At 58.1% G+C, this 26,518-nt stretch carries 26 protein-coding genes and 2 pseudogenes; 13 read left to right on the top strand and 15 right to left on the bottom strand.

Annotation, left to right across the window (positions count from 1 at the left end; genetic code table 11):
• Window positions 1-65 precede the first annotated feature (65 nt).
• Window positions 66-1,937, bottom strand: a complete 1,872-nt coding sequence (locus tag JFT44_RS04110; RefSeq protein ID WP_198830374.1) for a replication endonuclease — start codon at window positions 1,935-1,937, stop codon at window positions 66-68.
• Window positions 1,938-2,284: 347 nt separating this feature from the next.
• On the opposite strand from JFT44_RS04110, the gene JFT44_RS04105 reads away from it, so the two are divergent.
• Entirely contained in the window at window positions 2,285-2,860 is a 576-nt protein-coding gene (locus JFT44_RS04105; protein WP_198830373.1) for a recombinase family protein, read from the top strand.
• On the opposite strand, the gene JFT44_RS04100 is transcribed toward JFT44_RS04105, so the two are convergent.
• The 4 genes and pseudogenes from JFT44_RS04100 to JFT44_RS04085 form a co-directional block, all read right to left on the bottom strand.
• The gene (locus JFT44_RS04100; RefSeq protein WP_198830372.1) at window positions 2,857-5,553 is read right to left on the bottom strand and encodes a KGGVGR-motif variant AAA ATPase; all 2,697 of its coding nucleotides are present in this window, start codon (window positions 5,551-5,553) and stop codon (window positions 2,857-2,859) included. The two genes, JFT44_RS04105 and JFT44_RS04100, sit on opposite strands and share 4 nt — an antisense overlap.
• Window positions 5,550-5,975, bottom strand: coding sequence for a hypothetical protein (locus JFT44_RS04095; RefSeq protein WP_198830371.1), 426 nt, complete (start codon window positions 5,973-5,975; stop codon window positions 5,550-5,552). The genes JFT44_RS04100 and JFT44_RS04095 overlap by 4 nt, the downstream gene beginning before the upstream one ends.
• A 127-nt stretch (window positions 5,976-6,102) precedes the next feature.
• Window positions 6,103-6,750 (bottom strand): annotated as a pseudogene (locus JFT44_RS04090) (magnesium chelatase domain-containing protein); the annotation flags it as partial.
• Window positions 6,751-6,898: 148 nt separating this feature from the next.
• Window positions 6,899-7,159, bottom strand: a complete 261-nt coding sequence (locus JFT44_RS04085; protein WP_057444205.1) for an accessory factor UbiK family protein — start codon at window positions 7,157-7,159, stop codon at window positions 6,899-6,901.
• A gap of 420 nt (window positions 7,160-7,579) precedes the next feature.
• On the opposite strand from JFT44_RS04085, the gene glnK reads away from it, so the two are divergent.
• The 4 genes and pseudogenes from glnK (at window position 7,580) to sutA (ending at window position 10,133) form a co-directional block, all read left to right on the top strand.
• Window positions 7,580-7,918: a P-II family nitrogen regulator gene (gene glnK, locus JFT44_RS04080; protein ID WP_002555808.1), complete on the top strand. Its 339-nt coding sequence runs from the start codon at window positions 7,580-7,582 to the stop codon at window positions 7,916-7,918.
• A gap of 34 nt (window positions 7,919-7,952) precedes the next feature.
• Complete coding sequence (locus JFT44_RS04075) at window positions 7,953-9,290, top strand: ammonium transporter (protein ID WP_029289659.1); 1,338 nt, start codon at window positions 7,953-7,955, stop codon at window positions 9,288-9,290.
• A 252-nt stretch (window positions 9,291-9,542) separates the two neighbouring features.
• A pseudogene (locus JFT44_RS28575) lies at window positions 9,543-9,703 on the top strand (YjbQ family protein); the annotation flags it as partial.
• Window positions 9,704-9,806: 103 nt separating this feature from the next.
• Window positions 9,807-10,133 (top strand): transcriptional regulator SutA, encoded by a 327-nt coding sequence (gene sutA / locus JFT44_RS04065; protein WP_057440491.1) that lies wholly within the window; start codon window positions 9,807-9,809, stop codon window positions 10,131-10,133.
• Between the two features lie 110 nt (window positions 10,134-10,243).
• Here the strand turns inward: sutA and JFT44_RS04060 are convergent, their stop codons facing one another.
• The 6 genes from JFT44_RS04060 to JFT44_RS04035 are packed head-to-tail and all read right to left on the bottom strand — an operon-like array spanning window position 10,244 to window position 14,829.
• On the bottom strand, window positions 10,244-10,939 hold the full coding sequence (locus tag JFT44_RS04060) for an HAD family hydrolase (protein WP_057960982.1): 696 nt from the start codon (window positions 10,937-10,939) through the stop codon (window positions 10,244-10,246).
• Entirely contained in the window at window positions 10,936-11,835 is a 900-nt protein-coding gene (xerC, locus tag JFT44_RS04055) for a tyrosine recombinase XerC (protein ID WP_057440489.1), read from the bottom strand. The genes JFT44_RS04060 and xerC overlap by 4 nt, the downstream gene beginning before the upstream one ends.
• Before the next feature lie 2 nt (window positions 11,836-11,837).
• Window positions 11,838-12,563, bottom strand: a complete 726-nt coding sequence (locus JFT44_RS04050) for a DUF484 family protein (RefSeq protein ID WP_057440488.1) — start codon at window positions 12,561-12,563, stop codon at window positions 11,838-11,840.
• Between the two features lie 13 nt (window positions 12,564-12,576).
• Window positions 12,577-13,407 carry a diaminopimelate epimerase gene (gene dapF / locus JFT44_RS04045; protein ID WP_057440487.1) on the bottom strand — a complete coding sequence of 277 codons (831 nt, stop codon included), beginning with the start codon at window positions 13,405-13,407 and terminating at the stop codon, window positions 12,577-12,579.
• Window positions 13,408-13,410: 3 nt separating this feature from the next.
• Window positions 13,411-14,658 (bottom strand): diaminopimelate decarboxylase, encoded by a 1,248-nt coding sequence (lysA, locus tag JFT44_RS04040; RefSeq protein WP_057440486.1) that lies wholly within the window; start codon window positions 14,656-14,658, stop codon window positions 13,411-13,413.
• A gap of 9 nt (window positions 14,659-14,667) precedes the next feature.
• Window positions 14,668-14,829 (bottom strand): lipoprotein, encoded by a 162-nt coding sequence (locus tag JFT44_RS04035; RefSeq protein ID WP_038444426.1) that lies wholly within the window; start codon window positions 14,827-14,829, stop codon window positions 14,668-14,670.
• A 239-nt stretch (window positions 14,830-15,068) separates the two neighbouring features.
• On the opposite strand from JFT44_RS04035, the gene cyaY reads away from it, so the two are divergent.
• The 3 genes from cyaY to rnk all read left to right on the top strand — a co-directional run bounded on the left by cyaY (window position 15,069) and on the right by rnk (window position 16,176).
• Window positions 15,069-15,401, top strand: coding sequence for an iron donor protein CyaY (gene cyaY / locus JFT44_RS04030; RefSeq protein ID WP_057440485.1), 333 nt, complete (start codon window positions 15,069-15,071; stop codon window positions 15,399-15,401).
• 2 nt (window positions 15,402-15,403) lie between these two features.
• Entirely contained in the window at window positions 15,404-15,622 is a 219-nt protein-coding gene (locus JFT44_RS04025; protein ID WP_057440618.1) for a DUF1289 domain-containing protein, read from the top strand.
• A 143-nt stretch (window positions 15,623-15,765) separates the two neighbouring features.
• Entirely contained in the window at window positions 15,766-16,176 is a 411-nt protein-coding gene (gene rnk, locus JFT44_RS04020) for a nucleoside diphosphate kinase regulator (protein WP_057444204.1), read from the top strand.
• Here rnk and JFT44_RS04015 read toward each other — a convergent pair.
• The 3 genes from JFT44_RS04015 to JFT44_RS04005 form a co-directional block, all read right to left on the bottom strand.
• Window positions 16,173-19,013, bottom strand: a complete 2,841-nt coding sequence (locus JFT44_RS04015) for a class I adenylate cyclase (RefSeq protein WP_169960071.1) — start codon at window positions 19,011-19,013, stop codon at window positions 16,173-16,175. The two genes, rnk and JFT44_RS04015, sit on opposite strands and share 4 nt — an antisense overlap.
• Window positions 19,014-19,180: 167 nt before the next feature.
• Window positions 19,181-19,435: a TIGR02647 family protein gene (locus JFT44_RS04010; RefSeq protein ID WP_057440483.1), complete on the bottom strand. Its 255-nt coding sequence runs from the start codon at window positions 19,433-19,435 to the stop codon at window positions 19,181-19,183.
• A gap of 172 nt (window positions 19,436-19,607) precedes the next feature.
• Window positions 19,608-19,892: a hypothetical protein gene (locus JFT44_RS04005; RefSeq protein ID WP_057440482.1), complete on the bottom strand. Its 285-nt coding sequence runs from the start codon at window positions 19,890-19,892 to the stop codon at window positions 19,608-19,610.
• Window positions 19,893-20,017: 125 nt separating this feature from the next.
• Between JFT44_RS04005 and JFT44_RS04000 the strand changes: the two genes are divergently transcribed.
• On the top strand, window positions 20,018-20,677 hold the full coding sequence (locus JFT44_RS04000; RefSeq protein WP_115129267.1) for a glutathione S-transferase family protein: 660 nt from the start codon (window positions 20,018-20,020) through the stop codon (window positions 20,675-20,677).
• Window positions 20,678-20,845: 168 nt separating this feature from the next.
• Here the strand turns inward: JFT44_RS04000 and argH are convergent, their stop codons facing one another.
• A complete protein-coding gene (gene argH, locus JFT44_RS03995) occupies window positions 20,846-22,240 on the bottom strand; it encodes an argininosuccinate lyase (protein ID WP_115129266.1) in 1,395 nt (464 codons plus the stop codon).
• Window positions 22,241-22,790: 550 nt separating this feature from the next.
• On the opposite strand from argH, the gene JFT44_RS03990 reads away from it, so the two are divergent.
• The 4 genes from JFT44_RS03990 (at window position 22,791) to JFT44_RS03975 (ending at window position 26,513) form a co-directional block, all read left to right on the top strand.
• Window positions 22,791-23,537: a LytTR family DNA-binding domain-containing protein gene (locus JFT44_RS03990; protein ID WP_057440478.1), complete on the top strand. Its 747-nt coding sequence runs from the start codon at window positions 22,791-22,793 to the stop codon at window positions 23,535-23,537.
• A 138-nt stretch (window positions 23,538-23,675) separates the two neighbouring features.
• Window positions 23,676-24,617: a hydroxymethylbilane synthase gene (gene hemC / locus JFT44_RS03985; protein WP_198830369.1), complete on the top strand. Its 942-nt coding sequence runs from the start codon at window positions 23,676-23,678 to the stop codon at window positions 24,615-24,617.
• Window positions 24,614-25,381 carry a uroporphyrinogen-III synthase gene (locus JFT44_RS03980; RefSeq protein ID WP_198830368.1) on the top strand — a complete coding sequence of 256 codons (768 nt, stop codon included), beginning with the start codon at window positions 24,614-24,616 and terminating at the stop codon, window positions 25,379-25,381. The genes hemC and JFT44_RS03980 overlap by 4 nt, the downstream gene beginning before the upstream one ends.
• 19 nt (window positions 25,382-25,400) lie before the next feature.
• On the top strand, window positions 25,401-26,513 hold the full coding sequence (locus tag JFT44_RS03975) for a uroporphyrinogen-III C-methyltransferase (protein ID WP_057960978.1): 1,113 nt from the start codon (window positions 25,401-25,403) through the stop codon (window positions 26,511-26,513).
• Window positions 26,514-26,518: the final 5 nt, after the last annotated feature.

Raw genomic sequence — 26,518 nt, 5'->3', positions numbered from 1 at the left:
ACGACGTGGCCTCTTATATGAGGCTTTACCTATGACTAAGTTTTTGAAGCAGGAAGAAAAGCAACTCATGGCGGATCTCTCCCACCATGTGTCAGCGGAGAGTGTGAGATCTTTGATTTGGGATAATTCTGACATTTTTGATGCATGCCTTGAAGGTGGTGAGACTGTGACCATCCTGCGACGTAGTGTCCCTGATGATTTCTGGTTGGGTTTCCGGCAGCTAGTAAAATTAGGAGTAGCGAAAGATACATCGCCAGCAGCACTTTCAGACGAATATGACCAGACTGTAGAAGTGAGCAGAACGGTGCTAGAAGCGCTGCTACTGATGCTTGTAAAGCTCGTAGAGGCCCTTCTGTGCAAAGATCGTGACGAGCCGGAGGCAAAGCCGCGTGGAAGCCGTCATCATGCGCTGGGGGAAGGCCTGGAGCCTTAGAATCGATCAGCCCCTGAGCTTGATGTTCAATCTCTACGGGAAGAACGCTCTGGGCAGGCGGATTGGCTATGCCGCGCTTCGCGGCTAGCATTTGGTCGCATTTCACGCAGCCACATGAAAAGCTTGAATCATTAATGTTAACTCCCCTTCTCCACTTTTTAGGCTGCTCAGGCCAATCATTGGATGGTTCATCAATACAGGTGATTTCCTGGCTAACCATGCTTTGGATATATGTGATTCTGGGCACGATTTCGCCAAATTTGTTCAGTGTGTCCACTGATAGCAATTTTAAGTTATCAAGGCTTCCTTCCAAGACACCAACCATTGCCGTTAGCTGAGCATTTTTGCGCGCTGGGTTGGTCACTGCTGCTTTTAATGGAGCGGCAAGCTCCATAAGGCTTTCCGGTAGGGATACTTTATCGAAGGCCTTACGCAACACTTTTATTTTGGTGCTATGGCCTGTCACGCCGAATGGCTGAATTTGCCTTGCTCTTGCAGCCTTAATTGCATAGCGATGACGAATCGCATCTTCGTTTTCACTATGTGCGTATAGTTGAAATGCGTATGTAAGTTTTTTGAATATATAGGAAATTGCTGGGGTCGTGGTTCCGCCCTGGGTGTCTGCTGCGTTTGGTTCAGGGTATAAAAATATACTGTCTTTGTGGTCTCTAAGATAGTTTAAGGGGCGGCTTGGTTCTTGAGCATAAATACTAGACAGCTTCTGCTCTATAACCTTATTGAGGTTGCCAGTAAAATAATACAAGACGTGCCAGTGCGGTGTGCCGTCTTTATGCACTTCCACGACTCTTATCCCCTGGAAATCCTTCCCTGATTTGTAACCTGCATTGCCGATTGAACGCCCGATCTGAGCGAAGACCCTCTTGAGGTAAGATTGGCCATCATCAAAACTGGAACCATCAAAAGATTTAGAGCTGCTGTGATATTCAGGTGGGCAGGTAAGGGTCACGAAGACCCAGCTCATCCCTCGTTTCTTTGCCACAATGTCCATCGCTTTTGCCTGAAGGTAAGCCTGATTGAACGTAGACCGTGCTGAATTTTTATAAATTTCAGTCAGGTTTTTCCTTGGGCTTTTGGCTACGCGCTTAGCGATTTCTTCTTCACGCGCTTTCAGGATTTCAATTGTTGCGTCCGAACAATACGGCATCTTCCCTTTTTCTTGTGCGCCCAGGACGCCGTCGCCCCTGGCCTTTTGCTCCCTTGCTGAGTCTAGAAGTCTACCCAGGTTGCTCAACCAAAACTGCTGACTGCTAAGTCGCTTGAGCCTGCCAGAAACTGTTGACGACTTAATCGATGCGACAGATACGCCAAACTCGTGATCATGCAGTGAATGACATTCTTTGATTTCTTCTGTTGCGCTGGCTGTAAGCACCCAGTGTCGGCGGGCGATGTTGGTCGCAACCTTCCTAATCGCTTCAGGGGGAAATTTTAATAATTCTTCCAGGGACGGAGGGGAGTAACTGAAGGAAGGCTGAATCCCAGGCACGACGTCGCTCTAACAAAAGCGTCGTGCTCTGGTGGGTTGATTGATGGCTTCTAGCGCGAGAACTGTCTCAAAGCTAACCGTCCCTGGCTAGTTGAAAAAATGCAATAAGACAGGAGCAATGATAGAAATTGGCTATTGACAGATAGTCAAGGATAGATTTTAGCTTTTAAGGTGTTTCAGTGCTGGGCGTCGCGCAATACCCGCAAGCATTGTCGGCATAGGTATCAAAAAACGACCGTTTTATGACTCCATGAGATAAGCTCATAAAAGGTGTCATAAAAATAGTGTTTCTATTTAATGATACTAACGGTATGATACCTTTAGGTTTAATGATACCAGGAGCTAATTTGAGCCGGATATTTGCGTATTGCAGGGTTAGTACCACAGATCAGACCGTGAACAACCAGATTCATGAGATCGCTAATGCCGGATTCAGCATCGAAAACCATCGAACTGTGACCGAAACAATCAGCGGCTCAGTAGCCATGTCTGAGCGTCCGGGCTTTCAGAAGCTTATGGATCGGGTTGAACCAGGGGATGTGCTAGTTGTAACTAAGCTAGATCGGCTCGGTCGTAACGCGGTAGATGTGCGCCTTACGGTGGAGCTTTTGACGCGAATGGGCGTCAGAGTGCATTGTCTAGCCTTGGGCGGGGTGGATCTGACGAGCCCAGCTGGAAAAATGACTATGTCTGTCATAAACGCAATGGCGGAGTTTGAGAGGGATCTGTTAGTGGAGCGTACTCAGGCAGGGCTTACAAGGGCAAAGCTCGAAGGAAAAATTTTAGGTCGTCCCCCTGCCCACGAAACAACTGCTGATGTGCTAAAGCTGAAGGAGGAAAAATTCACTCAAACTCAAACAGCAGCGAAGCTGGAGGTCAGCCTCGCCACTGTTAAACGTCATTGGAATAAATCCCTAGGCTAGAACGGCATACCACCCAGGTTGCGTTTCAATAGGGCTTGTACGCGTGGACGTCCACCTATCGCAGACTTAAATCCTAAGCCCGTCCTATAAATCTCGGGAAGGTAAAATCGATCAGAGTCTTCGATTCGGTCGATGTCTTCGTAAATAACGCCAATATCTTTGAGTGACCTGATTAACTCTTCAGATAGGCCGACATTACCCGGATTGAACGGAACTTTCTTAAGTTCCTCAGGAATGTCCTGAAGCCTAAGTTGCCATTCGCGAAGAGGTAAAATTTCTGTGCTGGCCTCTTCAACCTTTTCCCGACTGCATTCGGAAAGAGACTGTCTGATAGCTTCAGGGTATAGAAGACGGTCTGGCCAGGCTTCCACTCTCTTAGCTTGCATTTGTTTAGCGGAGAACTTTAGGAACCTCACTACGTCCCTGGCCTGTAGCCTGCCGTTCAAATCGCAGAGCGCTGCAAATACCCACCTTGCGCTATTTGCCTCCTTAGACGCATTGCCGCCCATTTTCTTACCCCATAAATCTTCTAGGGCCAATAACAGCTCTTCTCTGGATAAGACTTCTGCAAGCTCGGTTCGCGCACCAATGATATTTGACTTACTGCACAACCAGTAAACTAATCTGAGGAACGTTTCAGGAGTCCATTCAAGCCTAAATGGCTGAAACCTAGAGAGGTATTGAGCGATATTTTGTCTAATTGATGCTTGAACGTAGTCCGCTCGCACAAAACAGACGAACCCAATGCGCCTTTGTCTAAGTGCGTTTAAGGTATTAGGAATCTCCAATAGTGCCTTGATAGCCGTTCGTTGTGATTCAGAAGACGGGCTATCAAACATGTCTTCGATGCCGTCAATTACGTACACAATAGATTTGTTGTTGTTGATAAGCCAGTTATTTAGCTCCACGAATGTATGGAAGGGCTGGCCAATAGCTCCGACCAAATTAGTTTCCCAGGTTTCAGTCCAGTCAATATCAGTTTTGGAAACTAGCTTCATGATCTTAACTTGAATGCTATTCAGGCTAATAGATGGAACTCCTAGCGCTGAAGTGAAGCTTTCAACAGCATCCTTAACTACGGCAAGAGAGTCACCATCAATGTTTTGAGAGCTCAAGGCTGGAAAAATATGGCATTCTGATAGTTTGGATGTGTTGATGTTTATCTTGATTAAAAACTGTTCCCAGGTTTTAGTTCTGCACAGCTGTAAGAAAGTAAACGTCTTGCCAGCGCCTTTAGCGCCCACTGATACAATATTGGGTAACTCGTCACTGTAATGTTTGGCAAGATTACGTAGTGGGTCGGTTACTAGCATTTCTGTACTCGTCGACTTCTCGGCGAACTGAAACCCTTCACAAACTTGATGCAGCGCGCTAATGTCGGACTTTAAGTTGGCTCGTTCAGTTTCTTCCTTATCAACCTCCAAGTCCTCAAGCTGTGTTCTAATTTCTGCCCATTTTTTTGCACTATCATAAAGCGGAGATTTTGATAAAATTTCGATGGCCTGGGTGACTGAGTTAATACTCATCAGAGATGATTCAAACTCAGCTTCAACCCAATCTATACTCGGAGAGATTTCTTCGAGGTCTTCCGTACTTCCGGCCCCTGTATACGCGCCGTTTAGACGCTCAATGGCCAGCGTATAATCTGGAAGCTTTCTCAACGTTGGTGTTAACAAACTCAATACGACGGATGGCTTCGTCAGTGACTCTAAGTCTTTTTTAATTCCAAATTGAGACTTTCCTACGTTTTCTAGTATGGCTGCCATCCCTAGGACAGACTGATGGGCTACTGTTGTGACGAAGAAGTGCTCCACCCTTGTATCAAATAAGATAGGGCTGGATAACTCAGAAAGTCCTGCTCGTAAATCAATAAATACCATATCTACGCCAAGTGACTTACCTAGCGCATGGATGTGATCAGTCAAGAGCCAGGGGTTCTTTGGGTTTTTTGCTATGTGAGAAGGGAGGACAGGCATGTCCATTATCTCGGATAGCTTAACTGCTGAAGGAAGTACGAAAAGTTCTTTTTTGGAGCCGTCATAATTTATTGACGTCTTGCGAAGTTCCCCCGCGAAATAAGATAGAGCATCGTCAGTCGTGTCTGGAGGGTAATGCATTGCTTCCAAAAACTTAACGAATGATACGGTCGGCATGCTTGTGGCGTCTAACCATAGGCTTATTCCGGGCGCCTCTAAGTCAGCATCCACTAAAAGTATTTTAGTCGTTTCAGTGGTCGGAGCATTGAGAACAGCCGACGCGTAAGTCATCAAGGCAGTAGTTCTGCCCACCCCGCCTTTAAATGAGTGGAATGAAACCATTTTTGGGCCGCTGACGAATTTTTCGGGTAACCGTCTATCTATCTGTGGTTTTAGATACGCCTGTTCGCGCCAAAGCGGGTATTGAGTCGGCTTAGCGACAGATTCATTCGGTGAACTGAAGGAGACCGGATAGTGGCTATCACCAATTGCCAGAATGATCGAGCTTGCCTCAGCGTCATAATTGGAGGCAAATACTTGTTCAAGCCAACCTGATGCTAACGTCTGGACAGATGTTTCAATTTCGACACCATCGTAAAAGCATCGCACTTGGCTGACGCCTAGAGGGAAAGTGCTAAAGTTTTCCGTCGATATTTTGAATTCTCTTTCAACATCGAGCCAAGTCAATGGTGGCTTCTTCAGCTGATCAAGGCTCATCTAATTTCTCCAGCTATCCATTCGTTGACCTTTTCTAAGGTCGCTTCCAGGTGTGTGTCATCTGCAGGATGCTCACATTTTGATCCGTATCGCCACACTTGATTGAGGGAGCCAGATCCGCATTTTCGCGGCGATAGTCCTCCTGCTGTCCTAAGTTGTGGCAGATTCAGGCTGACTGGCAATCTGTACTCTTTGCCCATTTTGAGCTTATCCATCACCTGGTTCAGATCATGGCTTTTAAGGCCAATGGTGTGCTCATCCAATACATCGGCATTGTTGTCTTTAAGGTAAATAGCTTTCAGACCGCATTCAGCAGCATAGAAAAGAAGCAAGCGATGCGGGTTGGCGCGGTTCATGGCATTGGAAGCTTGCCGAAGCTCGACCCAAGCCTTTACGAGTTCACGTCTTGTGATGGGGATCATCCGGCTGTTCCTCAATCCGAAGCGGACGATAGTATCAGCAGCAAACGATCCTGTGTTCGGGTGTGCTGGTTGCCACACTTGCCAGTCTGGGCAACCTAAGCAGATTTAGAGGTGTATTCGCGTACAACATGAGCAGGTTGTGGGCACCCGCTGCGGCAATCAGCAACGCGCGCTTGGCGGCAAGTTGGCCCTGCACCTCGCTCAGGTCCGGGTAAGGTTTGTTCAGGTACAGCAGCCCGTCGGACTTGTACGGCTCGATCGGCACCCGTCCATTCAGGTGCGCCACCACTTGCAGCAGATGATCCACTGCAATCACCTTCAACCCGGAGGCCAGGCACGCCTCCTCAGCATTGGCCCTGGGCACGATCACGCTGCGCCCGGCCTTGCGTGCCGCCAGCGCGGCCGGCAACACCCCTTTGACGGCACGCACTTCGCCAGACAGGGCCAGTTCGCCAAGGCATTCAACGTCATCCAACTCCAGCGCCGGTACCTGCACGCTGGCCGCGAGAATCCCCAGGGCAATCGCCAGATCAAAACGCCCGCCGTCCTTGGGCAGGTCGGCGGGCGCCAGGTTGAGGGTGATACGGCGTGCGGGGTATTGCAGCGCGCTGTTGAGAATGGCGCTGCGCACCCGGTCCTTGCTCTCCTTGACCGCGGTCTCCGGCAGGCCCACCAGGGTCAGGGACGGCAAGCCATTGGCCATATGCACTTCGACAGTGACGGCGGGGGCTTCGACGCCGATCTGGGCGCGGCTGTGGACGATGGCGAGGGACATGCTCGTTCCTTGAAAGGGAGGGCCGCGTGCTGCGGTTTTTCAAGGGTAGACGAGGGAGGGTGAGGCGCTGTGTGCAGGTTTTACAGAACGTATCCAGGCGCTGTCATTGCAGGAGCCGGCAAGCCGGCTCCAAGAGGGGACGCGGTGGTTATTCCTGAGGTGGATTCAGCCGCGCTTCCAACTCCGCCACCTTCGCCTCCAGGCTCTCCAGCCGCGCACGGGTGCGGGCCAGGACTACCATCTGGCTGTCGAACTCCTCACGGCTGACCAGGTCCAGCTTGCTGAACCCGCTTTGCAGCAGCGCCTTGAACTGGCTTTCGATTTCATTGCGGGGCAGCGGGGTTTCGCCGCTGAACAGGCGAGAGGCGTGGCCGCTCAGGGCGTCGAGGAGGTCTTTGGGCGCGAGCATGGGAAACATTCCGGAAAACAGTTGGCCGGCAGTGTATCACGCAGCGCCTATAGTCTTTTCAGCGTGGCCTGCGCACGCTTTTCGCGCATTGGGCTGAATGCGGATGCACTGTTTTTGTGCGTATCCAGGCTGCTGCACCGGCCCATTGGTGGGCGTAGACGGGCAACGGATTGATTTCAGTGACTTTTACGGAGCTGGCAAGGTTTCTGCTTAGACGATCATGACCCATGCACTGATGCAGTCGCTGTGACGAATGCAGTGCGCTGACGGACCAGGGTACATGTTTCGTCACCAACGGTTAGCTGGCGTCGCAAAGGCATTTGCCGAGGCGACGATGCGTTACAAAGCCAGGCACTGCGCTTAGACTTGAGACGGGTTTGTTTTCCTGGGGCAAGTCCACCAATTCGGGAGAGAGTTTTCATGAAGCTAGTCACTGCCATCATCAAGCCGTTCAAGTTGGACGATGTACGCGAGTCACTGTCCGAGATCGGCGTGCAGGGCATTACCGTCACTGAGGTCAAAGGCTTCGGTCGGCAGAAGGGTCATACCGAGCTGTATCGCGGCGCGGAATACGTAGTCGATTTCCTGCCGAAGGTGAAGATTGATGTCGCCATTGACGACAAGGATCTTGATCGGGTTATCGAGGCGATAACCAAGGCGGCCAACACTGGCAAGATCGGTGACGGCAAGATCTTCGTGGTCAATCTGGAACAGGCTATTCGCATCCGTACCGGCGAAACCGATACCGACGCAATCTAAGCCGCCAAACCCCAACGCCCCAGGAGAAAACAATATGACTCTGCGTAAATTCGCAGGGCTAGGAGCCCTGTTGTCCATCGTAATGCCCAGCCTGGCCATGGCGGCAGACGAAGTGGCGGCTCCAGTCCTCAATTCCGGCGACACTGCCTGGATGCTGACAGCCACCGCACTGGTGCTGTTCATGACCATCCCTGGCCTGGCGCTGTTCTACGGCGGCATGGTCCGCTCCAAAAACATTCTTTCTGTGATGATGCAGTGCTTCGCCATTACTGGTCTGATCAGCATCCTGTGGGTCGTCTACGGCTACAGCATCGCGTTCGACACCACGGGCATGGAACAGGGCGTCGTCAACTTCAACTCGTTCTTCGGCGGCATGGGCAAGGCGTTCCTGGCGGGTGTCACACCGTCCAGCATCACTGGGCCTGCGGCGCTGTTCCCGGAAGCGGTGTTCATCACCTTCCAGATGACCTTCGCGATCATCACCCCGGCGCTGATTGTCGGTGCGTTCGCCGAGCGCATGAAGTTCTCCGCCATGCTGCTGTTCATGGCCATCTGGTTCACCCTGGTCTATGCGCCGATCGCGCACATGGTCTGGAGCGGCAACGGCGGCCTGATGTGGGACTGGGGCGTGCTGGACTTCGCCGGCGGCACCGTGGTGCACATCAACGCCGGTGTGGCTGGCCTGGTGGCGTGCATCGTGCTCGGCAAGCGTAAAGGCTACCCGACCACCCCAATGGCCCCGCACAACCTGGGCTACACCCTGATCGGCGCGGCGATGCTGTGGATCGGCTGGTTCGGCTTCAACGCCGGCTCCGCTGCTGCGGCCAACGGCACGGCCGGCATGGCGATGCTGGTGACTCAGATCGCCACTGCTGCTGCGGCACTGGGCTGGATGTTCGCCGAGTGGATCACCCACGGCAAGCCAAGCGCCCTGGGCATTGCCTCGGGTGTGGTAGCCGGCCTGGTGGCCGTTACCCCGGCCGCCGGTACCGTAGGCCCGATGGGCGCCCTGGTGATCGGCCTGGCGTCTGGCGTGATCTGCTTCTTCTGCGCCACCAGCCTCAAGCGCAAGCTGGGCTACGATGACTCCCTGGACGCCTTCGGTGTGCACGGTGTGGGCGGGATTGTCGGGGCGATTCTCACTGGCGTATTCGCGGCGCCGATCCTGGGTGGCTTCGGCACCGTGACCGATATTGCCGCACAGGTCTGGATCCAGGCCAAGGGCGTAGGCTTTACCGTGATCTATACCGGCATCGTGACCTTCGTAATTCTCAAGGTGCTGGACTTGACCATCGGCCTGCGTGTGACCGAAGAGGAAGAGGCCGTTGGCCTGGACCTGGCGGAGCACAACGAACGTGGCTACAACTTGTAAGAACGTATGAAAAAAAACATGCCCGGCTTGCCGGGCATTTTTTTGTCTGGTATTTGCCTGTGGTGACGGCGCGTGAGCATTTTTGTGCCGAGTTTGTGATTGGATCCACACGGTACTTTTCAGTGTGCGAATGTCTTACAGGCATGTAGGCGTATTCGGCACTTTGTTTTTTCCCAGAGCGCGCTAGAATGCGCGCCGATGGGCGCAGAACTGTATATGGCGACAGACCCTGATTACCCTGTGGGCCAAGCCCCGGGTCATTTCAAGGGCAGCCTATCGGGTCGCCAACTGAGTTTGCCGGTCAAGGCCGGCCACTTGGCAATGGGCACATGGCAACGCGTTTATCTGGACGAGCACCCTGATCATGGCGGTGCTCGTAAAGTCCTCGCCACCTGCACGGTGATGGGGCATAAGCCACTGGTTATCCGGTGGACGTTGATTTTTTTCCGGCAGCCTTCGACAGATGGTGAAGCTGGGCTATAACTAATCTGCTTTTCGCAAGTCATGAGGTAGAACATGAGCGACGATGATCTGGAAAACGACGAACTGGAAGTAGGTGACGAAGACGACACCGAAGAAGGCCTTGAAGCGGTAGCGGAAGACGTTGCTGACGATGACGGTGGCGATGATGCACCTGTTCCGGCCGCCAAAGGCAAGGCCAAGGCTGCTGTTTCGGTAGACGAACTGCCGAGCGTCGAGGCCAAGAACAAAGAGCGCGATGCGCTGGCCCGTGCGATGGAAGAGTTCCTCGCCAAAGGCGGTAAAGTGCAGGAAGTCGAGGCCAACGTGGTGGCAGATCCACCGAAGAAGCCGGATAACAAGTACGGCAGTCGGCCTATCTGAGGCCGGTTACTTGCTTGCTGAAAAAGCCCGCCGTCGCTGCGGGTTTTTTCATGCCTGGAACAAGCTCCAGCAGGCTCCCACCTTGGATTTCCAGTGGTATCGCAGCCGCGTTATTTCCAGCTGTGGAGCAGCTCCGGTAGCTCGGTCAGGCTGCGAATCTGCGCATCCGGCAATGCCTCACCTTCCCAAACCTTGCCGGTCGGGTTGAACCACACGGCTCGCAGCCCCGCCTGCTGCGCCCCGGCGATGTCATCGCCAGGGTGATCGCCAATATGCACCGCCGCACTGGCATCCACCCCGCCCCGCTGCAACGCCTCTTGAAACAAGCGCGCATCCGGCTTGGCGATGCCGATATCCTCGGCCCTCAGGGCAAAGTGGAAGTAATCCGCCAGGCCTACGCGCTGCACATCGGCATTGCCATTGGTGATCACCCCCAGCAGAAAGTGCTGGCGCAGGGCTTGTAGCATCGGCTCGGCTTCGGGGAAGACGGTGAGCTGGTGCCGCGCATGAATGAACGCTTCAAAACACACATCGGCCATTTCCGTGGCTTGCGGCTGTGGATAACCGGCCTCTTCAAAGGCGTGCATCAGCACCCGCTGGCGCAGCACACTGATCCGGTGTTTGAGCTCGGGATGACGTTGCAGCACCTGCTGGCGCAGGCTGGCGAAATGCTCCAGGGGCAGGTCGCCGACCTTGGACGCATGGGTCGCCAGCCATTGGCGCATCGACGCTTCGGCGCTGATGATGACGGGGACGTTGTCCCACAGGGTGTCGTCCAGGTCGAAGGTGATTAGCTTGATGCTCATGAGTCGCCGCCTTTAACGCGTTTGGCCCTGGGATGGGCGCTGTCGTACACCGTTGCCAGGTGCTGGAAGTCCAGGTGGGTGTAGATCTGGGTGGTCTTGATATCCGAGTGGCCGAGCAGTTCCTGCACGGCGCGCAAGTCTTGTGACGATTCCAGCAGGTGGCTGGCAAAGGAGTGCCGGAGCATGTGCGGATGCAGGTTCTGCCCCAGCTCCCGCTCGCCGGCGGCCTTGACCCGCAACTGAATGGCCCGTGGCCCGAGGCGTCGGCCTTGCTGGCTGACAAACACCGCGTCGTCCGGCGGATTGCTCAGGGCTCGCAGGGGCAGCCACACCAGCAGGGCGTCGCGGGCCTTTTTGCCGATGGGCAGCACGCGGGTCTTGCTGCCTTTGCCGTGCACTTGCACCAGGCCGTCGGCCAGGTCCAGTTGCTCGAGGTTGAGGCTGGTCAGCTCCGACAGGCGCAGGCCCGAGGAATAGAACAGCTCCAGGATCGCCTGGTCGCGGTGCGCCAGGAAGTCATCTTCGACCGCGCCATCGAGCAATTGCAGGGTGCGGTCGGCATCCAGGGTCTTGGGCAGGCGGCGCTCACCCTTGGGCGGCGCCAGGCCGTTGGCCGGGTCGTGATCGCACAGGCCTTCGCGGTTGAGGTAGTGATACAGACCACGTACCGCCGACAGCAGGCGCGCCAGGCTGCGGGAGGATTGGCCTTGCTGGTGCAGGCGTGCAATCAGGCTGCGCAGGCCCTGGATATCAAGGGCCTTCCAGCTGCTGATCTGGTGTTTCTGGCAGAACGCCAGGACCTTGTTCAAGTCCCGTCGGTAGGCTTCCAGCGTATGGGGAGACACCTGGCGCTCGCTGCGCAGGTGAGCGCAGTAGGCGTCCAGTTGCCGTTCCATGGCTAGCGCACCGCGCGCAGGGCAGTGGTAAAGCGCGGCAGGCTGCGGCTTAACACTTCGGCAATGTAGGTCAAAAACAGCGTGCCTACCGTGCTCTTGTAGTGCTGCGGGTCACGGCTGGCAATGGCCAGGACGCCATGCAGGCCTTGATGGTTGAGGGCGACCACGGCAGTCGAGCCGATCTGCACGCGCTGGTCCTCGCCAAACAGGAAGTCCAGCTCATGCTCGCGCAGGGTGCCGCTGATGGTCTTGCCTTCCGACAACAGGCCGCCAATGGCGGTCTGCGCTTCGCTGCCCTTGACCCAGCGCCCGACCGGCATCGGGTTGTCACTGAACAGGATCAGGCTGACAAACGGCACCTGGAAGTCCTGGCGCAGGCTGTCTTCGACGGCAATGGTCAGGTCTTCCAGGCTGGCGGCATCCAGCAGTGCCAGGATCAGGCGGCGGGTCTTGTCGAACAGGCGGTCGTTGTCGCGGGCCACGTCCATCAACTGTGAGAGCCGATGGCGCATTTCGATATTGCGCTCGCGCAGGATCTTCATCTGCCGCTCCACCAGCGACACGGTATCGCCGCGCTGGTGAGGGATGCGCAGGGCCGGCAGCAGTTCGTCGTGTTCGACGAAGAAGTCCGGGTTAGCCTCCAGGTAAGCGGCGACGGCCGCTGCCTCCAGGCTTTCGCAAGGGGATCCTTCGGGCTGCTTGGCGGGTGCCTGGGGCTTATCGGTCATTGGCGAGTCGCTCTCATAGACGGACCTGTCCTTCGTATACACGGGATGCCGGGCCGGTCATCTTCACCGGTTGGCCTGGGCCTGCCCATTCGATGGACAGGCGTCCGCCGGGCAGGTCGATCAACAGGGGCGAATCCATCCAGCCCTGGCTGATCGCAGCCACGGCGGCGGCGCAAGCGCCGGTGCCACAAGCCTGGGTTTCCCCGGCGCCGCGTTCCCACACGCGCAATTGCGCACGGGAGCGGTCGATGACCTGCAGGAAGCCGACGTTGACCCGCGCCGGAAAGCGCGGGTGATGTTCGATCTTCGGTCCCAGTTCATGCACCGGCGCATTGTTGATGTCGTTGACCCGCAGCACCGCATGGGGGTTGCCCATGGACACAGCGGCCACCTCGACCACAGTGCCGTCGACATCCAGTGGATAACTCAAGGCCTGGGCCTCAGCCTGGAACGGAATATCGGCCGGCACCAGGCGCGGGGCGCCCATGTCGACGCTGATCTGGCCGTCGCTGCGGATATCCAGCTCGATAATGCCGCTTTTGGTCTCGACGCGAATCTGCCGTTTGGCGGTCAGGCGCTTGTCCAGCACGAACCGGGCGAAGCAGCGCGCACCGTTGCCGCACTGTTCCACTTCGGAACCGTCGGAGTTGAAGATCCGGTAACGGAAATCCACCTCCGGATTGCTTGGCGCCTCGACGATCAGCAACTGATCGAAGCCGATGCCGGTATGGCGGTCGCCCCACAGCTTGGCGTGCTTGGGCAGGATATGCGCGTGCTGGCTGACCAGGTCAAGGACCATAAAGTCATTGCCCAGGCCGTGCATCTTGGTAAAACGCAGCAGCATGGCTTACTCCGGCAGCAGGCTTTCGCCAGCAAACAACTCGGCTACCGTCTCGCGGCGACGCACTTCAAACGCTTGATCACCGTCCACCAACACTTCGGCGGTACGCCCGCGGGTGTTGTAGTTGGAGCTCATGACAAACCCGTAGGCACCGGCCGAATGCACGGCCAGCAGATCGCCTTCTGCCAGGGCCAGTTCACGGTCCTTGGCCAGGAAGTCGCTGGTTTCACAAATCGGGCCGACGATGTCATAGGTGCGCGGGGCGCTGTCGCGCGGGCGCACGGCGCTGACATCCATCCAGGCCTGGTACAGCGCCGGGCGGATCAGGTCGTTCATCGCCGCATCGACGATGGCGAAATCCTTGTGTTCGGTGTGCTTGAGGTACTCGACCTGGGTCAGCAGTACGCCTGCATTGGCAACGATGTAGCGGCCCGGCTCGAATATCAGCTTCAGGTCGCGGCCTTCGGTGCGCTCGCGTACGGCCTTGACGTAGTCGGCCACCAGCGGCGGCTCTTCGTCGCGATAACGCACGCCCACGCCACCGCCCAGATCAATGTGGTGCAGGTAGATGCCGCACTCGCCGAGGCGGTCGATCAGCGCCAGTAGGCGGTCGAGGGCATCGAGGAAGGGGGGCAGACTGGTCAGTTGCGAACCGATATGGCAGTCCACACCCAGTACTTCCAGGTTTGGCAGTTGGGCGGCGCGGATATACACGTCTTCGGCGTCGGCAATCGCGATGCCGAACTTGTTCTCTTTGAGACCGGTGGAAATGTACGGGTGGGTACCGGCATCGACATCCGGGTTGACGCGCAGGGAGATCGGCGCACGCACGCCCATCTCGGCGGCCACCACTTGCAGGCGCTCCAGCTCGTCGGTGGACTCGACGTTGAAGCAATGCACGCCGATTTCCAGGGCGCGGCGCATGTCTTCGCGGGTCTTGCCGACCCCGGAGAACACGATTTTGTCAGCCTTGCCGCCTGCGGCCAGTACACGCTCCAGCTCGCCACGGGACACGATGTCAAAACCAGCGCCCAGGCGCGCCAGGACATTGAGTACACCCAGGTTGGAGTTGGCTTTTACTGCATAGCACACCAGGCTTGGCGTGCCCTCCAGTGCATCGGCAAAGGTGCGGTATTGCGCTTCGATATGCGCTCGCGAGTACACATAGGTCGGGGTGCCGAAGCGTTCGGCAATCGCGGACAGCGCCACGCCTTCCGCGAACAGCTCGCCGTTCCGGTAGTTAAAAGCGTCCATGAAATTCCCTTAGTAGGTGTCGTGCTTGTGCGCTTTGGATTGCGACGTTTGCGCCTGTTCATTCGGGTCTTTGCTGTCATCGGGCAGGTACAACGGGCCTTTTTGACCACAGGCACTGACGAGGCAAGCGACCGCGACGAGCGCAGCAAGGGAAGAGATCAGGCGCTTCATGGCTAAATCCTTGAATATGCATTAATTGCGCCCGAGTATACCGACCACCCGCCAGCTTGCCTATGTGCCGGGACACCCGTCCGGCGGGGCTTTGCCGAGTATGTCGTGAAGTGGCCTACATTAATTTGGGATATTTCTCGCGGCTGATGGGAACGAAATCGGTATTCTTTGCAATCATGATGGCGCCTCCGTATCGTGCGGCGCTTGAGCGTGAGTAGACACTTTTTGAGGTTCCCACCATGAGTTTGACCGAAGCCCGCTTTCACGACCTGGTCGATGCGACCCAGCAAGCGCTGGAGGATATTTTCGACGAGAGTGGCCTGGATGTGGATCTGGAAAATTCTGCCGGCGTGCTGACCGTCAAGTTCGAGAACGGCAGCCAATTGATCTTCAGCCGCCAGGAGCCGCTGCGTCAGTTGTGGCTGGCGGCACGTTCCGGAGGTTTTCACTTCGACTATGACGAAGAAGAAAAACGCTGGTCCCACGACACCAGCGATGAGCTGCTGAGCGAAATGCTTGCACGCATCACTCAGGAACAGGCCGGCGTCGAGCTGGATTTCGACGAGATTTGATCGTGACCCAGCCCACACCCGCCCGTCCGCCCAAGCCGCTGTTCAGCAATGTCAGCCCGGCAGTGCCGTCACCTTGTATCAGTTTGTGTCGGCTGGATGAGCAGAAAGTCTGCCTTGGCTGCTTCCGACACGTGGAAGACATCCGGGAATGGCGTTCCGCCGACGATCAGCGGCGCCGCGTGATCGTCGCACAGGCCGAGCAACGCAAGGCCGGTGCCTGACCTTCAGACCAGCCCATCTTGTTTATTTGGTGTGCTGTGGTAGTGTCCGGGTACACCTCAACTCATCGAGGTCCGTGAGAACCCCGCCGTTTATTGGCGGGGTTTTGCTTTTTTGTGCAGAAAAAAAGGAGTCTGCCGCAATCATGACTGCACCTTCCATCATCCTCACCCGTCTCGATGTGCAACGTCTTGAGCAACTGATCGACCGTATGGACGATAAACTGCCAGGCGTCATCGCCCTGCAAGCCGAACTTGACCGCGCTGAAGACGTGGTTGGTCACGATGAAGTGCCTGCCGGTGTCGTGACCATGAACTCCAGCGTGCATTGCCGCGAGCAAAGCAGCGGCAAGGACTATCACCTGACCCTGGTCTACCCCAAGGACGCGAATGCCGACGAAGGCAAGATCTCGATCCTCGCCCCTGTGGGCAGTGCGCTGCTGGGCCTGCAGGTTGGCCAGCACATCGACTGGCCCGCTCCAGGTGGCAAGACCCTCAAGCTTGAGCTGCTGAGTGTCGAAGGCCAGCCTAAAGACGGCGGCGCATTCACGCTCTAGACCTGATTCAAGGCCTGGTTGAGCGCCTGCTCCAACTCGGCCTTGTAGCGCAGGTAGAGATTGCTTGGGCTTTGAACATCACCGAGTAGCCCGGACAGGTCCAGGTCGGTGATGTAGCAACGATAGCGCTCGGTTTCCCGACGCTGCCCGACGATCTCCTGGGCGACCACTGCAAACAGCTGGTCGCCAAATTCCAGTTCACAAAACTCCCGCTGATTGCAGTACAGGGTAATCCCTACCTGGCCTGGCGCGCCCTTGCCGATAATCGCCTGCACGTCGTAGAACGGTTTGTTGGCCGGGACCTGGGGTGCCGGTCGTGGCTCGACCCGACGGGCCCGACCGCTTGCCGATGGCAACAGCTGGTAATACAGCGTTTGCACGGCCCCCAGTGGCTGCTGCGGGTCCAGCGGTGAGAGCGCGTCCCGACGATAGATGACCGACTGCAGGAAGCGCTGCAAAGGGGCGAGCAAGCTTTGCTCATCATGAAACGGCAGGCGCTGTTGCCAGAGGGCGTTGAATTCGTCGAGCACGTACAGCTCGGCGAAACCGTCATTGATGCGGTAGAACACCTGCACACAATCCGCCTGGCCCATAGGTAGCAGCGCTGCCAGATCATGGTCTTCCAGGGCCATGGCATCCAGGTGCAACGGGCTGTAGCTGGCCAGTTCTTCACAGAGGTATTCCACCAGCGCCTGCTGGTTGGCCAGGGACACATGATTGGCCTGCCCCGGCGCCAGTTCCATGACGTGATAGTGCTGCTGCACCTGGATCAGATAGCGGTGGTTGAGCTGGCTGAGCATCAGGTTTTGCGCGGTATCGAAAATCTCTTCCACACGCTGGGCAATGAACTGCGCACGGTTATGGCAGAAACAGCGCACCCGCAGCCGTGGCAGTTGGTCGTGTGGTAACTGATTCAGGTAATCGCGCAGGCAATCGAGCAGGGCGTGGGGGCCCTCGTAACGGCTGACCATTACCTCGTTCCAGCTGTTGAGTGTCACCTGGTCCAGGGTCAACACCAGGTTTTCCCTGACGCCGGCGTAACTCAGGGAGTCGGTGCGCTCGGTGGTCATCAGGATATTCAAGTCACGGTGGTGCTTGAGCGGGTCGACGCCGACGTTGACCAGCAACAGCACCTCCTCGGGTATCGCCGTACGCAGCAGGCGTTCCTCATCCACCGTGGCCAGGGGCAGGGCGACGGTCTGTTGCAGGCTGCCCAGCAGATTGAACAGCTCGAATTCGCTCAAATCGCTGGTGCCCGGATGCAGGGCCAGGCGAGTACTGCTGTCGATCACGCCGTTGCGATGGCACCAGGTGAGCATCTCCAGCAGGTCGCGGCTGCGTTTGATCGGCGCAAAGTGCTCCCATTCCAGGGCCGTCAGGCTGCCGTTGTACAGGCCCCAATGGTACTGGCCCGGCTCCTTGCGATTAGGCGAGTGGACCAGGGTGAGGGTGTCTTCGGCCAGGTCCGGGGCAATCCCCGGGTTGATGAACTCGACCTTGCCGGCCTTGCGTTCAAAGGCGGCGTACAGGCGCCGGCCCAGCACATTGAGGTCGCGCTTGTTGATCAGGCTCACGGTCTGTTCGGTGCGGGCGAATTGGGTCAGGAAGCGATAGCTGTAATTGAGCTCATTGACCAGGGCGCGGCGTTCGGACGCGACCTGTCGCACTTTCCACTGGCTGCGGCTGTCGAGCAGGGCCAGTTGCCGCTGGTCCCAGCCCCATTCATGGGCCAGGCGCTCCAGCAGCGCACGTTGCCAGCCGGTGGCGCGCTGGCCGGTGGTGAGCTTGCGGTTGACCTTCAGGTACAGGCTGCGCCGCACCAGTTCCAGGCGCTCGGGTTCGTTGCGCCCGCGCAGGTATTCTTCGATGCGACGGTAGACCACGATATACGGGTCCAGCTCATCCAGGTCCAGTTGGTTGGCGAACACCGCACGTTTGAAACGCAGGCTCAGGCACTGCACCTTGGGGTGCTCGCTGGCATACACCTCGGTGAGCAACAGCTTGAGCACCGACTTGTAGGGTGACTCGATACCCTTGAACAACTGCCACAGGCCGGCGCCGATAAATTCTCCCGGCGGGATATGGGCCAGGTGCCCGAGGTCGAGGGTTTCGTCGGCGCGGATAAAACGTTTGGAAATCAGCGCGTGGGTAAATTCGGCGTAGCGCGCTTCTTCGTAGACTGGCACCAGCCACCAGATTGGCGTGCGCCCGGCCAGCCAGATGGCGGTGCGGTAGAACTCATCGAGCAACAGATAGTGCTGGCTGGTGCCGCAGTCATCTGAGCTGAGCTGGGTATCGCGACCGCCCTGAGCAAAACGGCTGGGTTCGATCAGGAAAAAATGCGCCTCGGCGCCCATGCTCAGGGCCCAGGCCTCCAGCAACTGGCACTTTTTGCGCAATTCGACCAGCTCGGCCTCGTTTACCTCGGCGGCGTGGCAGACCCACACGTCCATATCACTCTGGTCGGCCTGGGCCAGTGTGCCAAGGCTGCCCATCAGGAACAGACCGTGGATCGGGGTGGGCGGGTTGCCGTGGCGTGGCTTGTAGGAAAACGAGCGGGTCAGGCGCTGGGCTTCGGCCAGGACCTGGGCATCCGGTTCAAAATTCGACAAACCGGCCGGCGTGCTGCCCGAAACATAACCAGGCAACAAGGGGTGATTGACATGGAAAAACAGCGGCAGCAGTGCCAGCACGCTTTGCTGGCGCGGCGTCAGGCCTTCGACAGCCCGGGCCATGCGGCCGGCATTGAGGGTGAGGAAACGCGAGCGCAGTTGGGCCAGTACCTTGCGGTCAATGCCTTCATCCAAGTCAGGGCGGATTTCATGGGTACTGGTCATGTCGAACTCAACGGCTCGCAGGCCCGGCGTGGGCGGCCGTGTAGGAGTTTACAGACAGAATCGTAGGAGGTTTAAGGGGAATTTGTTTTTGGCGCCAGAATTTTATCGTCGGCGCAGAAGTGCCCGCGGAATCCGTGAACAGAGGATTCCGTGGGCGATACGGTGGGTCAGGCGGCTTCTTTGGTGGTAGCGGTGGTCAGGATCGTCAGCAGTGTTTGCGCTTGTTCTGCTGCGTCGCGGCCCAGACTGGTCAGGTAGCCGCCATCTGGCTGGTCGATCAGTTTTTTCTCGAACAGGCGTTTGGCCGCAGCAATGGCAGTGGGAGCAGCGGTCTGATGGACTTTCAGACCTTCCTGGGAACTGCCCAGGTTGAAAAGTGCAAGGATTTCCAGTTCGGCAACCAACTCAGGGGTATACGACATAAGGACTCCAGACGTTCTAGGAATTGTCAGACGCTAGCAGCCCCTAAGGTGAACGTACTTGGGCGAACTGTCCAGTCTGGAGGAGCGAGCTTGCTCGCGAAAAGCGTTAACGTTGACCCGGGGCAGTTGGAGAAACGCGGCGCGCTCAGGTTTTTCGCGAGCAAGGGCAGGGTTACTGGTTTTCCGGCGGCAGCTCTGGCAGGGCGCGCAGGGCGGTTTCATACCAGTCGGTGTTGAACGGCCGGTCTTCTTCCAGCATCGCGTCGATTTCCACGGCCAGCACGTGAGCCATCAGGTTCAGGATGTCTTCGCGCTCGTAGCCCACCAGGGTCAGCTTGTTGAATGTGGCCTTGGCCGCCGGCGGGTTATCGCTTTCGATCTGGTTTTCGATCGCTTGGGTCAAGGTGGATTCGGCGAACTCTTCGTCGTCGTTGTCGATATCGGTTGGCTCGCTCATGGCTGCCTCCTGTCAGGAAAGGGCGCCAGTCTACCTCCATTCAGCCCGGTGATGCTGCTGGTCAGGTGGCGCGTCACGTTCTATAACCTAACCAGCCAACCCCTGCACGGCCTGGAGGCTTTGTGATGCTCAAGCTCTACGGATTTTCGGTCAGTAACTACTACAACATGGTCAAGCTGGCGCTCCTGGAAAAGGGCCTGCCCTTCGAGGAAGTGGCGTTTTATGCCGGGCAAACCCCTGAAGCCCTGGCGGTGAGCCCGCGCGGCAAGGTGCCGGTGCTGAAGGTGGAAAACGGCTTTATCAACGAAACCAGCGTGATTCTCGAGTACCTCGAACAGACGCAATCGGGCCCGGCCCTGCTGCCAGGCGATGCGTTCCAGCGTGCCCAGGTGTTGGCGTTGTGCAGGGAAATCGAGTTGTACATCGAACTGCCGGCCCGGGCTTGCTATGGCGAGGCGTTCTTTGGCATGCCGGTACCGCAGGCGATCAAGGACAAGGCCAAGGCCGAGTTGCTGTTAGGGGTTGCTTCGCTGGGGCGGCACGGCAAGTTTGCGCCGTATGTGGCAGGGGAGCGTTTTACGCTTGCTGATGTGTACTTCATGTACAGCGTGGACTTGGCGTGCGCGGTTGGTGGGAAGCTGTTCGGCCTGGATCTGCTGGCTGAGTTGCCGAAGGCCAAGGCTTTGCTGAAGACGCTGCAAGACCTGCCCAACGCCCAGCGAGTGGCGGCGGACAAGGACGCGGCGATGCCGGCCTTTATGGCGATGGTCGCGGCGAAGAAGTAATAAATGTGGGAGCTGGGCTTGCCCGCGATGCAGGCACCTCGGTGTGTCAGTGACACTAAGGTGATGCTATCGCAGGCAAGCCAGCTCCCACACAAGCCAGCTCCCACAGTTGACCGAGGTGATTGAAGGCCACGGTCAAAGGTGGGAGCTGGCTTGCCTGCGATGCTTTTAGCGGCTGGCGAGCAGGGCCTGGCCGCGCACCACGGCTGCCTTGACCTGGGCTGGAGCCGTGCCGCCGATATGGTTGCGAGCATTGACCGAGCCTTCCAGGGTCAGTACCGCAAACACGTCCTGCTCGATCTGGTCGCTGAACTGGCGTAGCTCTTCCAGGCTCATTTCCGCCAGATCCTTGCCAGTATCCACGCCGTATTTCACCGCATGGCCAACGATTTCATGGCAGTCACGGAATGGCAGGCCACGGCGCACCAGGTAGTCCGCCAGGTCCGTGGCGGTAGAGAAACCGCGCAGGGCCGCCTCGCGCATGATGGCGTGCTTGGGCTTGATCGCCGGGATCATGTCGGCAAACGCGCGCAGCGAGTCGCGCAGGGTGTCGGCGGCGTCGAACAGCGGTTCCTTGTCTTCCTGGTTGTCCTTGTTGTAGGCCAGAGGCTGGCCTTTCATCAGGGTCAGCAGGCCCATCAGTGCGCCGAATACACGGCCGCTCTTGCCCCGCACCAGCTCTGGCACGTCGGGGTTTTTCTTTTGCGGCATGATCGAACTACCGGTGCAGAAACGATCCGGCAAGTCGATGAACTGGAACTGCGCGCTGGTCCACAACACCAGCTCTTCGGAGAATCGCGACAAGTGCATCATCGCGATGCTGGCGGCGGCGCAGAACTCGATGGCGAAGTCGCGATCCGATACGCCGTCCAGGGAGTTGCCGCCCACGGCGTCGAAACCCAGCAGTTGCGCGGTGTATTCGCGGTCGATCGGGTAGGTGGTGCCGGCCAGCGCGGCGCTGCCCAGGGGCATGCGGTTGGCGCGTTTGCGGCAATCGACCAGGCGCTCGTAGTCGCGGCTGAGCATTTCGAACCAGGCCAGCAGATGGTGGCCAAAGGTCACAGGCTGCGCGGTTTGCAGGTGGGTGAAGCCGGGCATGATGGTGCCCGATTCACGCTCTGCCTGCTCCAGCAGGCCTGTTTGCAGGCGGGTGATTTCGGCCAGGATCAAGTCGATTTCATCGCGCAGCCATAGGCGGATATCGGTGGCTACCTGATCGTTGCGGCTACGCCCGGTGTGCAGTTTTTTGCCGGTAACGCCGATGCGATCGGTCAGGCGCGCCTCGATATTCATGTGCACGTCTTCAAGGTCCACGCGCCAGTCGAAGGTACCGGCCTCGATTTCGCCACGGATCGTGGTCAGGCCGTCAATGATGCTGTCGCGCTCGGCATCGGTCAGCACGCCGACCTTGGCCAGCATGGTGGCGTGGGCGATGGAGCCCATGATGTCGTGGCGATAGAGGCGCTGGTCGAAATTGACGGAGGCGGTGAAGCGCGCGACGAAGGCGTCGACGGGCTCACTGAAGCGGCCGCCCCAGGACTGGTTGGTCTTGTCGGTGCTCATGGATTCGCTCGTGATCTGCTTAAAAGAGGCATGAAAGTGTGCCGCCGATAATAACAGGGTTGCTGATGGAGGCGTTGATACGCCGCGTCGGCATTTTTATTTGTTTGCTGGATGGCAAAGTGCCTTGCCGTCTGCCGCGTCCGGGATGAGACTGGAGGTGGGAGTGACGCGGGGGTTTAACCCGGCCGGTTCCTGAGGTAAACAAAGGATGTTTATTGAAACGATATTTGACGATTGAGCAATGTCGTCTTCATGAGCGTCTACAGTTGCACTGACAGGGGTGCACTGCACCAATGCCAGGCAATGAGGTCGAACTCCAGGCTAACCTTAAAGTAGAGGGGGTGTTCATATTGTGTATCAGCAAACCCTATGACGATGCCCTGCGGTATCGGGTTATGGGCGGTATTGAACAGGTCCGGGTAAATATTGGTGTCGCTCTCGGGGCACTTTTTGCCGCTCGCGCTAGTCTTAGCGTGGATCGCCGTGACGGAAGTCACCGCACCTGTCTACGCTATCCTTGTGCGAGACTCACGCAGGAATCCAGCGCAATATGAATGTCCTGATCGTTGATGACGAACCCCAAGCCCGCGAGCGACTGAGCCGTATGGTCAGTGAGCTTGAGGGATACAGTGTCCTTGAACCCAGCGCTTGCAGTGGCGACGAGGCATTGGCCTTGATCGAAAGCCTGAAGCCGGATGTGGTGCTGCTCGATATCGCCATGCCGGGCCTTGATGGCCTGCAGGTAGCTGCCCGCTTGAGCGAGCGCGAGTCGCCGCCGGCATTGGTGCTTTGTGCCAGTGAAGAGGAGTTTCCCTCGCAGGCCCTGGAGGCCAGCGGTGTCAGCTTCCTGGTCAAGCCAGTGGCTGCCGATGCGGTACTCAAGGCCTTGAAGAAGGCTGAGCGACCCAATCGCGCCCAACTCGGCGCCTTGACCCAGCCCGCAGCGCAAAGTGGCAACGGCCCGCGTAGCCATATCAGCGCGCGGACCCGCAAGGGCATCGAGCTGATTCCCGTGGACCAGGTGATTTATTTTATCGCCGACCACAAGTACGTGACCTTGCGCCACGAGGTCGGCGAAGTGCTGCTCGATGAGCCGCTCAAGGCCCTGGAAGACGAATTTGGCGAGCGCTTTGTGCGCATCCATCGCAATGCGCTGGTGGCCCGCGAGCGTATCGAGCGCCTGCAACGCACGCCCCTGGGGCATTTCCAGTTGTTCCTCAAAGGGCTCAACGGCGATGCGTTGATCGTCAGCCGACGCCATGTCGCAGGCGTGCGCAAAATGATGCAGCAGCTTTAGCCCGAGGGCTTGAGCGACCTGCATGCCCCGAATCCCGGAGTGACGCGGCCAGGGAGGCCCCGCACTTGCTGATTCAAATCAAGGCGGTTCTGCCTGAGCTGTTATTATCTGCCGTATCTATTCAGTACGGATTGATCCATGTCCTCTCGCGAAATCCGCATCGCCACCCGTAAAAGTGCCCTGGCCTTGTGGCAGGCCGAATACGTCAAAGCCCGCCTTGAGCAAGCCCATCCGGGCCTTACGGTGTCCCTGGTGCCCATGGTCAGTCGCGGCGACAAGCTGCTCGACTCGCCACTGTCGAAAATCGGCGGCAAGGGGCTGTTCGTCAAGGAGCTGGAAACCGCTCTCTTGGAGGATGAAGCCGACATCGCCGTGCACTCGATGAAAGACGTACCGATGGACTTTCCCGAGGGCCTGGGCCTGTATTGCATCTGCGAGCGTGAAGACCCGCGCGATGCCTTCGTGTCCAACACCTACGCCTCCCTTGATGAGTTGCCCCTGGGCAGCATCGTCGGCACATCCAGTCTGCGTCGCCAGGCCCAGTTGCTGACCCGTCGCCCGGACCTGCAGATCCGCTTCCTGCGGGGCAACGTCAATACCCGCCTGGCCAAGCTGGATGCCGGCGAGTACGACGCGATCATCCTGGCGGCGGCCGGCCTGATTCGCCTGGGCTTTGAAGACCGCATCACGTCGGCCATCAGTGTCGAAGACAGCTTGCCGGCCGGTGGGCAGGGGGCCGTCGGTATCGAATGCCGTACCGCAGACCGTGAAATCCAGGCGCTGCTCAAGCCCCTCGATCATCAGCAAACCGAAATTCGCGTCACCGCCGAACGCGCCCTGAACAAGCACCTCAACGGTGGCTGCCAGGTACCGATCGCCTGTTACGCGGTCCTTGAGGGTGACAACCTCTGGCTGCGCGGCCTGGTGGGCGATCCCGACGGTGGTTTACTGCTCACCGCTGAAATCCGCGGGCCACAAGCCGAGGCCGCCAGCCTGGGTGTGAAGGTTGCCGAAGAATTGCTGGCCAAAGGCGCCGGCGCCATTCTGCAAAAAGTCTATGGCGAGGCCGGTCCGCAGTGACCGGTTGGCGTGTGCTGCTGACGCGGCCTGCCGAGGAATCGGCAGCCCTGGCGGCCTCGTTGTTCGAAGCCGGTATCTTCAGCAGCTGCCTGCCGTTGCTGGAAACCGAACCCTTGCCCATCACTCCTGAGCACCAGGCGGTTTTCCAGGGCCTGGATCGCTACTGCGCGGTGATCGTGGTAAGCAAGCCGGCCGCGCGCGTGGCGCTGCAATTGCTCGATCAGTACGCGCCAGCGGTGCCGGCGTTGCCATGGTTCAGCGTCGGCGCAGCAACGGCCCAGGTTCTGGCTGACCAAGGCCTGGATGTGAGCTACCCCGAGGTTGGGGATGACAGCGAAGCCTTGCTTGAAGTGCCCAGGTTGCGCGAGGCTGTCGCCATTGGCGATGCCCGGGTATTGATCCTGCGCGGGCAGGGTGGGCGAGAGTTGCTGGCTGAGCGTTTACGCGGCCAAGGTGCTAGTGTCGATTATCTGGAGTTGTATCGTCGGTTTCTGCCGGCCTACGACCCGGATGTGCTCGCCCAGCGCATTGCTGTGGAACGCTTGAACGGCCTGGTGGTCAGCAGTGGGCAGGGTTTTTTGCATTTGCAAAGCCTTGCCGGCGCCCATTGGCCACGCGTGGCACAGTTGCCGTTGTTCGTGCCCAGCCCACGCGTCGCCGAAATGGCGCGGGCGGCGGGCGCGGAAAAAGTTGTGGATTGCCGCGGTGCCAGTGCCGCGGCTTTGCTAGTGGCGTTACGGAGCCAGCCCGTTCCCACTCTCTAATAACGCAAAGGATGGACACGTGAGCGAAACAGCCTTGCCTAAAGATGAAGCTCAGCCCGCGCTTGATGCGCCTGTTGAGACCCCGGTCACTGCGCCGCGCCGTGGCAACGGCCTGGCGGTCTTCGCCTTGCTGCTCGGTGCCGCCGGTGTTGCGGCCGGCGGCTGGGGGCTCTGGCAGGTCCGGGCCCTGCAAGCGAGCAGTCAGCAACAGTTGGGGCAGGTGCGTACCCTGGATGAACAATCCCAGGGTATTGAGCAGGCACAACAGCAGTTGGCCGCGCGCCTGGCGCAATTGCCGGGTGCTGATGAGCTGGAAGAACGCCGTCGATTGGTGGCGCAATTGCAGGGCGACCAGCAACGCCTGAATCAGCGTCTGGAAACCGTCCTGGGCGCTAGCCGCAAGGATTGGCGCCTGGCCGAGGCCGAGCATCTGCTGCGTCTGGCCAGCCTGCGCCTGTCGGCCTTGCAGGATATCAACAGTGCCCAGGCGCTGGTGCAGGGCGCCGATGAGATCCTGCGCGAGCAGAGCGATCCCGGTTCCTACGCCGCCCGTGAGCAGTTGGCCAAGAGTTTGGCGGCCTTGCGCAGCGTCGAGCAGCCAGACCGTACCGGGCTGTACCTGCAACTGGCGGCGCTGCGGGACCAGGTGGTGCAACTGGCCGCCGTGTCCCCGGAATATCAGCTGCAAGAGAGCCCACAGGGCCGTCCGAGCACCGACACGGACAGTCGCTGGAGCCAATGGTGGGAACAGATCTCCCGCTACTTCCGGATCGACTTCAACCCCGACGATAACATCCGCCCGCTGCTGGCAGGCCAAGGCTTGAACCAGGTGCGACTGGCCCTGAGCCTGGCGCTGGAGCAGGCGCAATGGGCGGCGCTCAATGGCGAACCGGCGGTGTACGCCCGTGCGTTGGGCGAGGCGCGCAGCGTCTTGCAAGACAACTTCAACCAGGACAACCCGCAAAGCCAGGCCATGTTGGCGCGTATCACCGAGCTTGAGCCCAAGGCCGTCTCGGTGGTGACCCCGGACCTCGCCGCGAGCTTGTCTGCGGTGCAGGCTTACCTTGAACGCCGCCATCTGTCTGCCGATGAAGCCAAGGCTTCCGCCGGTAAGCCGGCGACCCAGGAGTAAAGCCG

It is taken from the genome of Pseudomonas sp. MF5691 (assembly GCF_016405645.1).
GTDB lineage: Bacteria > Pseudomonadota > Gammaproteobacteria > Pseudomonadales > Pseudomonadaceae > Aquipseudomonas > Aquipseudomonas shahriarae.
The sequence above is the reverse complement of the archived record's forward strand: the minus strand, read 5'-3'. Positions and strand labels throughout refer to the sequence as shown.

What these genes read in the sequence shown, in the direction of transcription:
- JFT44_RS04100 (WP_198830372.1), bottom strand. Translation starts at nt 5,553, where the DNA reads ATGAGCCTTGATCAGCTGAAGAAGCCACCATTGACTTGGCTCGATGTT.
- JFT44_RS04095 (WP_198830371.1), bottom strand. Translation starts at nt 5,975, where the DNA reads ATGATCCCCATCACAAGACGTGAACTCGTAAAGGCTTGGGTCGAGCTT.
- JFT44_RS04085 (WP_057444205.1), bottom strand. Translation starts at nt 7,159, where the DNA reads ATGCTCGCGCCCAAAGACCTCCTCGACGCCCTGAGCGGCCACGCCTCT.
- glnK (WP_002555808.1), top strand. Translation starts at nt 7,580, where the DNA reads ATGAAGCTAGTCACTGCCATCATCAAGCCGTTCAAGTTGGACGATGTA.
- JFT44_RS04075 (WP_029289659.1), top strand. Translation starts at nt 7,953, where the DNA reads ATGACTCTGCGTAAATTCGCAGGGCTAGGAGCCCTGTTGTCCATCGTA.
- sutA (WP_057440491.1), top strand. Translation starts at nt 9,807, where the DNA reads ATGAGCGACGATGATCTGGAAAACGACGAACTGGAAGTAGGTGACGAA.
- JFT44_RS04060 (WP_057960982.1), bottom strand. Translation starts at nt 10,939, where the DNA reads ATGAGCATCAAGCTAATCACCTTCGACCTGGACGACACCCTGTGGGAC.
- xerC (WP_057440489.1), bottom strand. Translation starts at nt 11,835, where the DNA reads ATGGAACGGCAACTGGACGCCTACTGCGCTCACCTGCGCAGCGAGCGC.
- JFT44_RS04050 (WP_057440488.1), bottom strand. Translation starts at nt 12,563, where the DNA reads ATGACCGATAAGCCCCAGGCACCCGCCAAGCAGCCCGAAGGATCCCCT.
- dapF (WP_057440487.1), bottom strand. Translation starts at nt 13,407, where the DNA reads ATGCTGCTGCGTTTTACCAAGATGCACGGCCTGGGCAATGACTTTATG.
- lysA (WP_057440486.1), bottom strand. Translation starts at nt 14,658, where the DNA reads ATGGACGCTTTTAACTACCGGAACGGCGAGCTGTTCGCGGAAGGCGTG.
- JFT44_RS04035 (WP_038444426.1), bottom strand. Translation starts at nt 14,829, where the DNA reads ATGAAGCGCCTGATCTCTTCCCTTGCTGCGCTCGTCGCGGTCGCTTGC.
- cyaY (WP_057440485.1), top strand. Translation starts at nt 15,069, where the DNA reads ATGAGTTTGACCGAAGCCCGCTTTCACGACCTGGTCGATGCGACCCAG.
- rnk (WP_057444204.1), top strand. Translation starts at nt 15,766, where the DNA reads ATGACTGCACCTTCCATCATCCTCACCCGTCTCGATGTGCAACGTCTT.
- JFT44_RS04015 (WP_169960071.1), bottom strand. Translation starts at nt 19,013, where the DNA reads ATGACCAGTACCCATGAAATCCGCCCTGACTTGGATGAAGGCATTGAC.
- JFT44_RS04010 (WP_057440483.1), bottom strand. Translation starts at nt 19,435, where the DNA reads ATGTCGTATACCCCTGAGTTGGTTGCCGAACTGGAAATCCTTGCACTT.
- JFT44_RS04005 (WP_057440482.1), bottom strand. Translation starts at nt 19,892, where the DNA reads ATGAGCGAGCCAACCGATATCGACAACGACGACGAAGAGTTCGCCGAA.
- JFT44_RS04000 (WP_115129267.1), top strand. Translation starts at nt 20,018, where the DNA reads ATGCTCAAGCTCTACGGATTTTCGGTCAGTAACTACTACAACATGGTC.
- argH (WP_115129266.1), bottom strand. Translation starts at nt 22,240, where the DNA reads ATGAGCACCGACAAGACCAACCAGTCCTGGGGCGGCCGCTTCAGTGAG.
- JFT44_RS03990 (WP_057440478.1), top strand. Translation starts at nt 22,791, where the DNA reads ATGAATGTCCTGATCGTTGATGACGAACCCCAAGCCCGCGAGCGACTG.
- hemC (WP_198830369.1), top strand. Translation starts at nt 23,676, where the DNA reads ATGTCCTCTCGCGAAATCCGCATCGCCACCCGTAAAAGTGCCCTGGCC.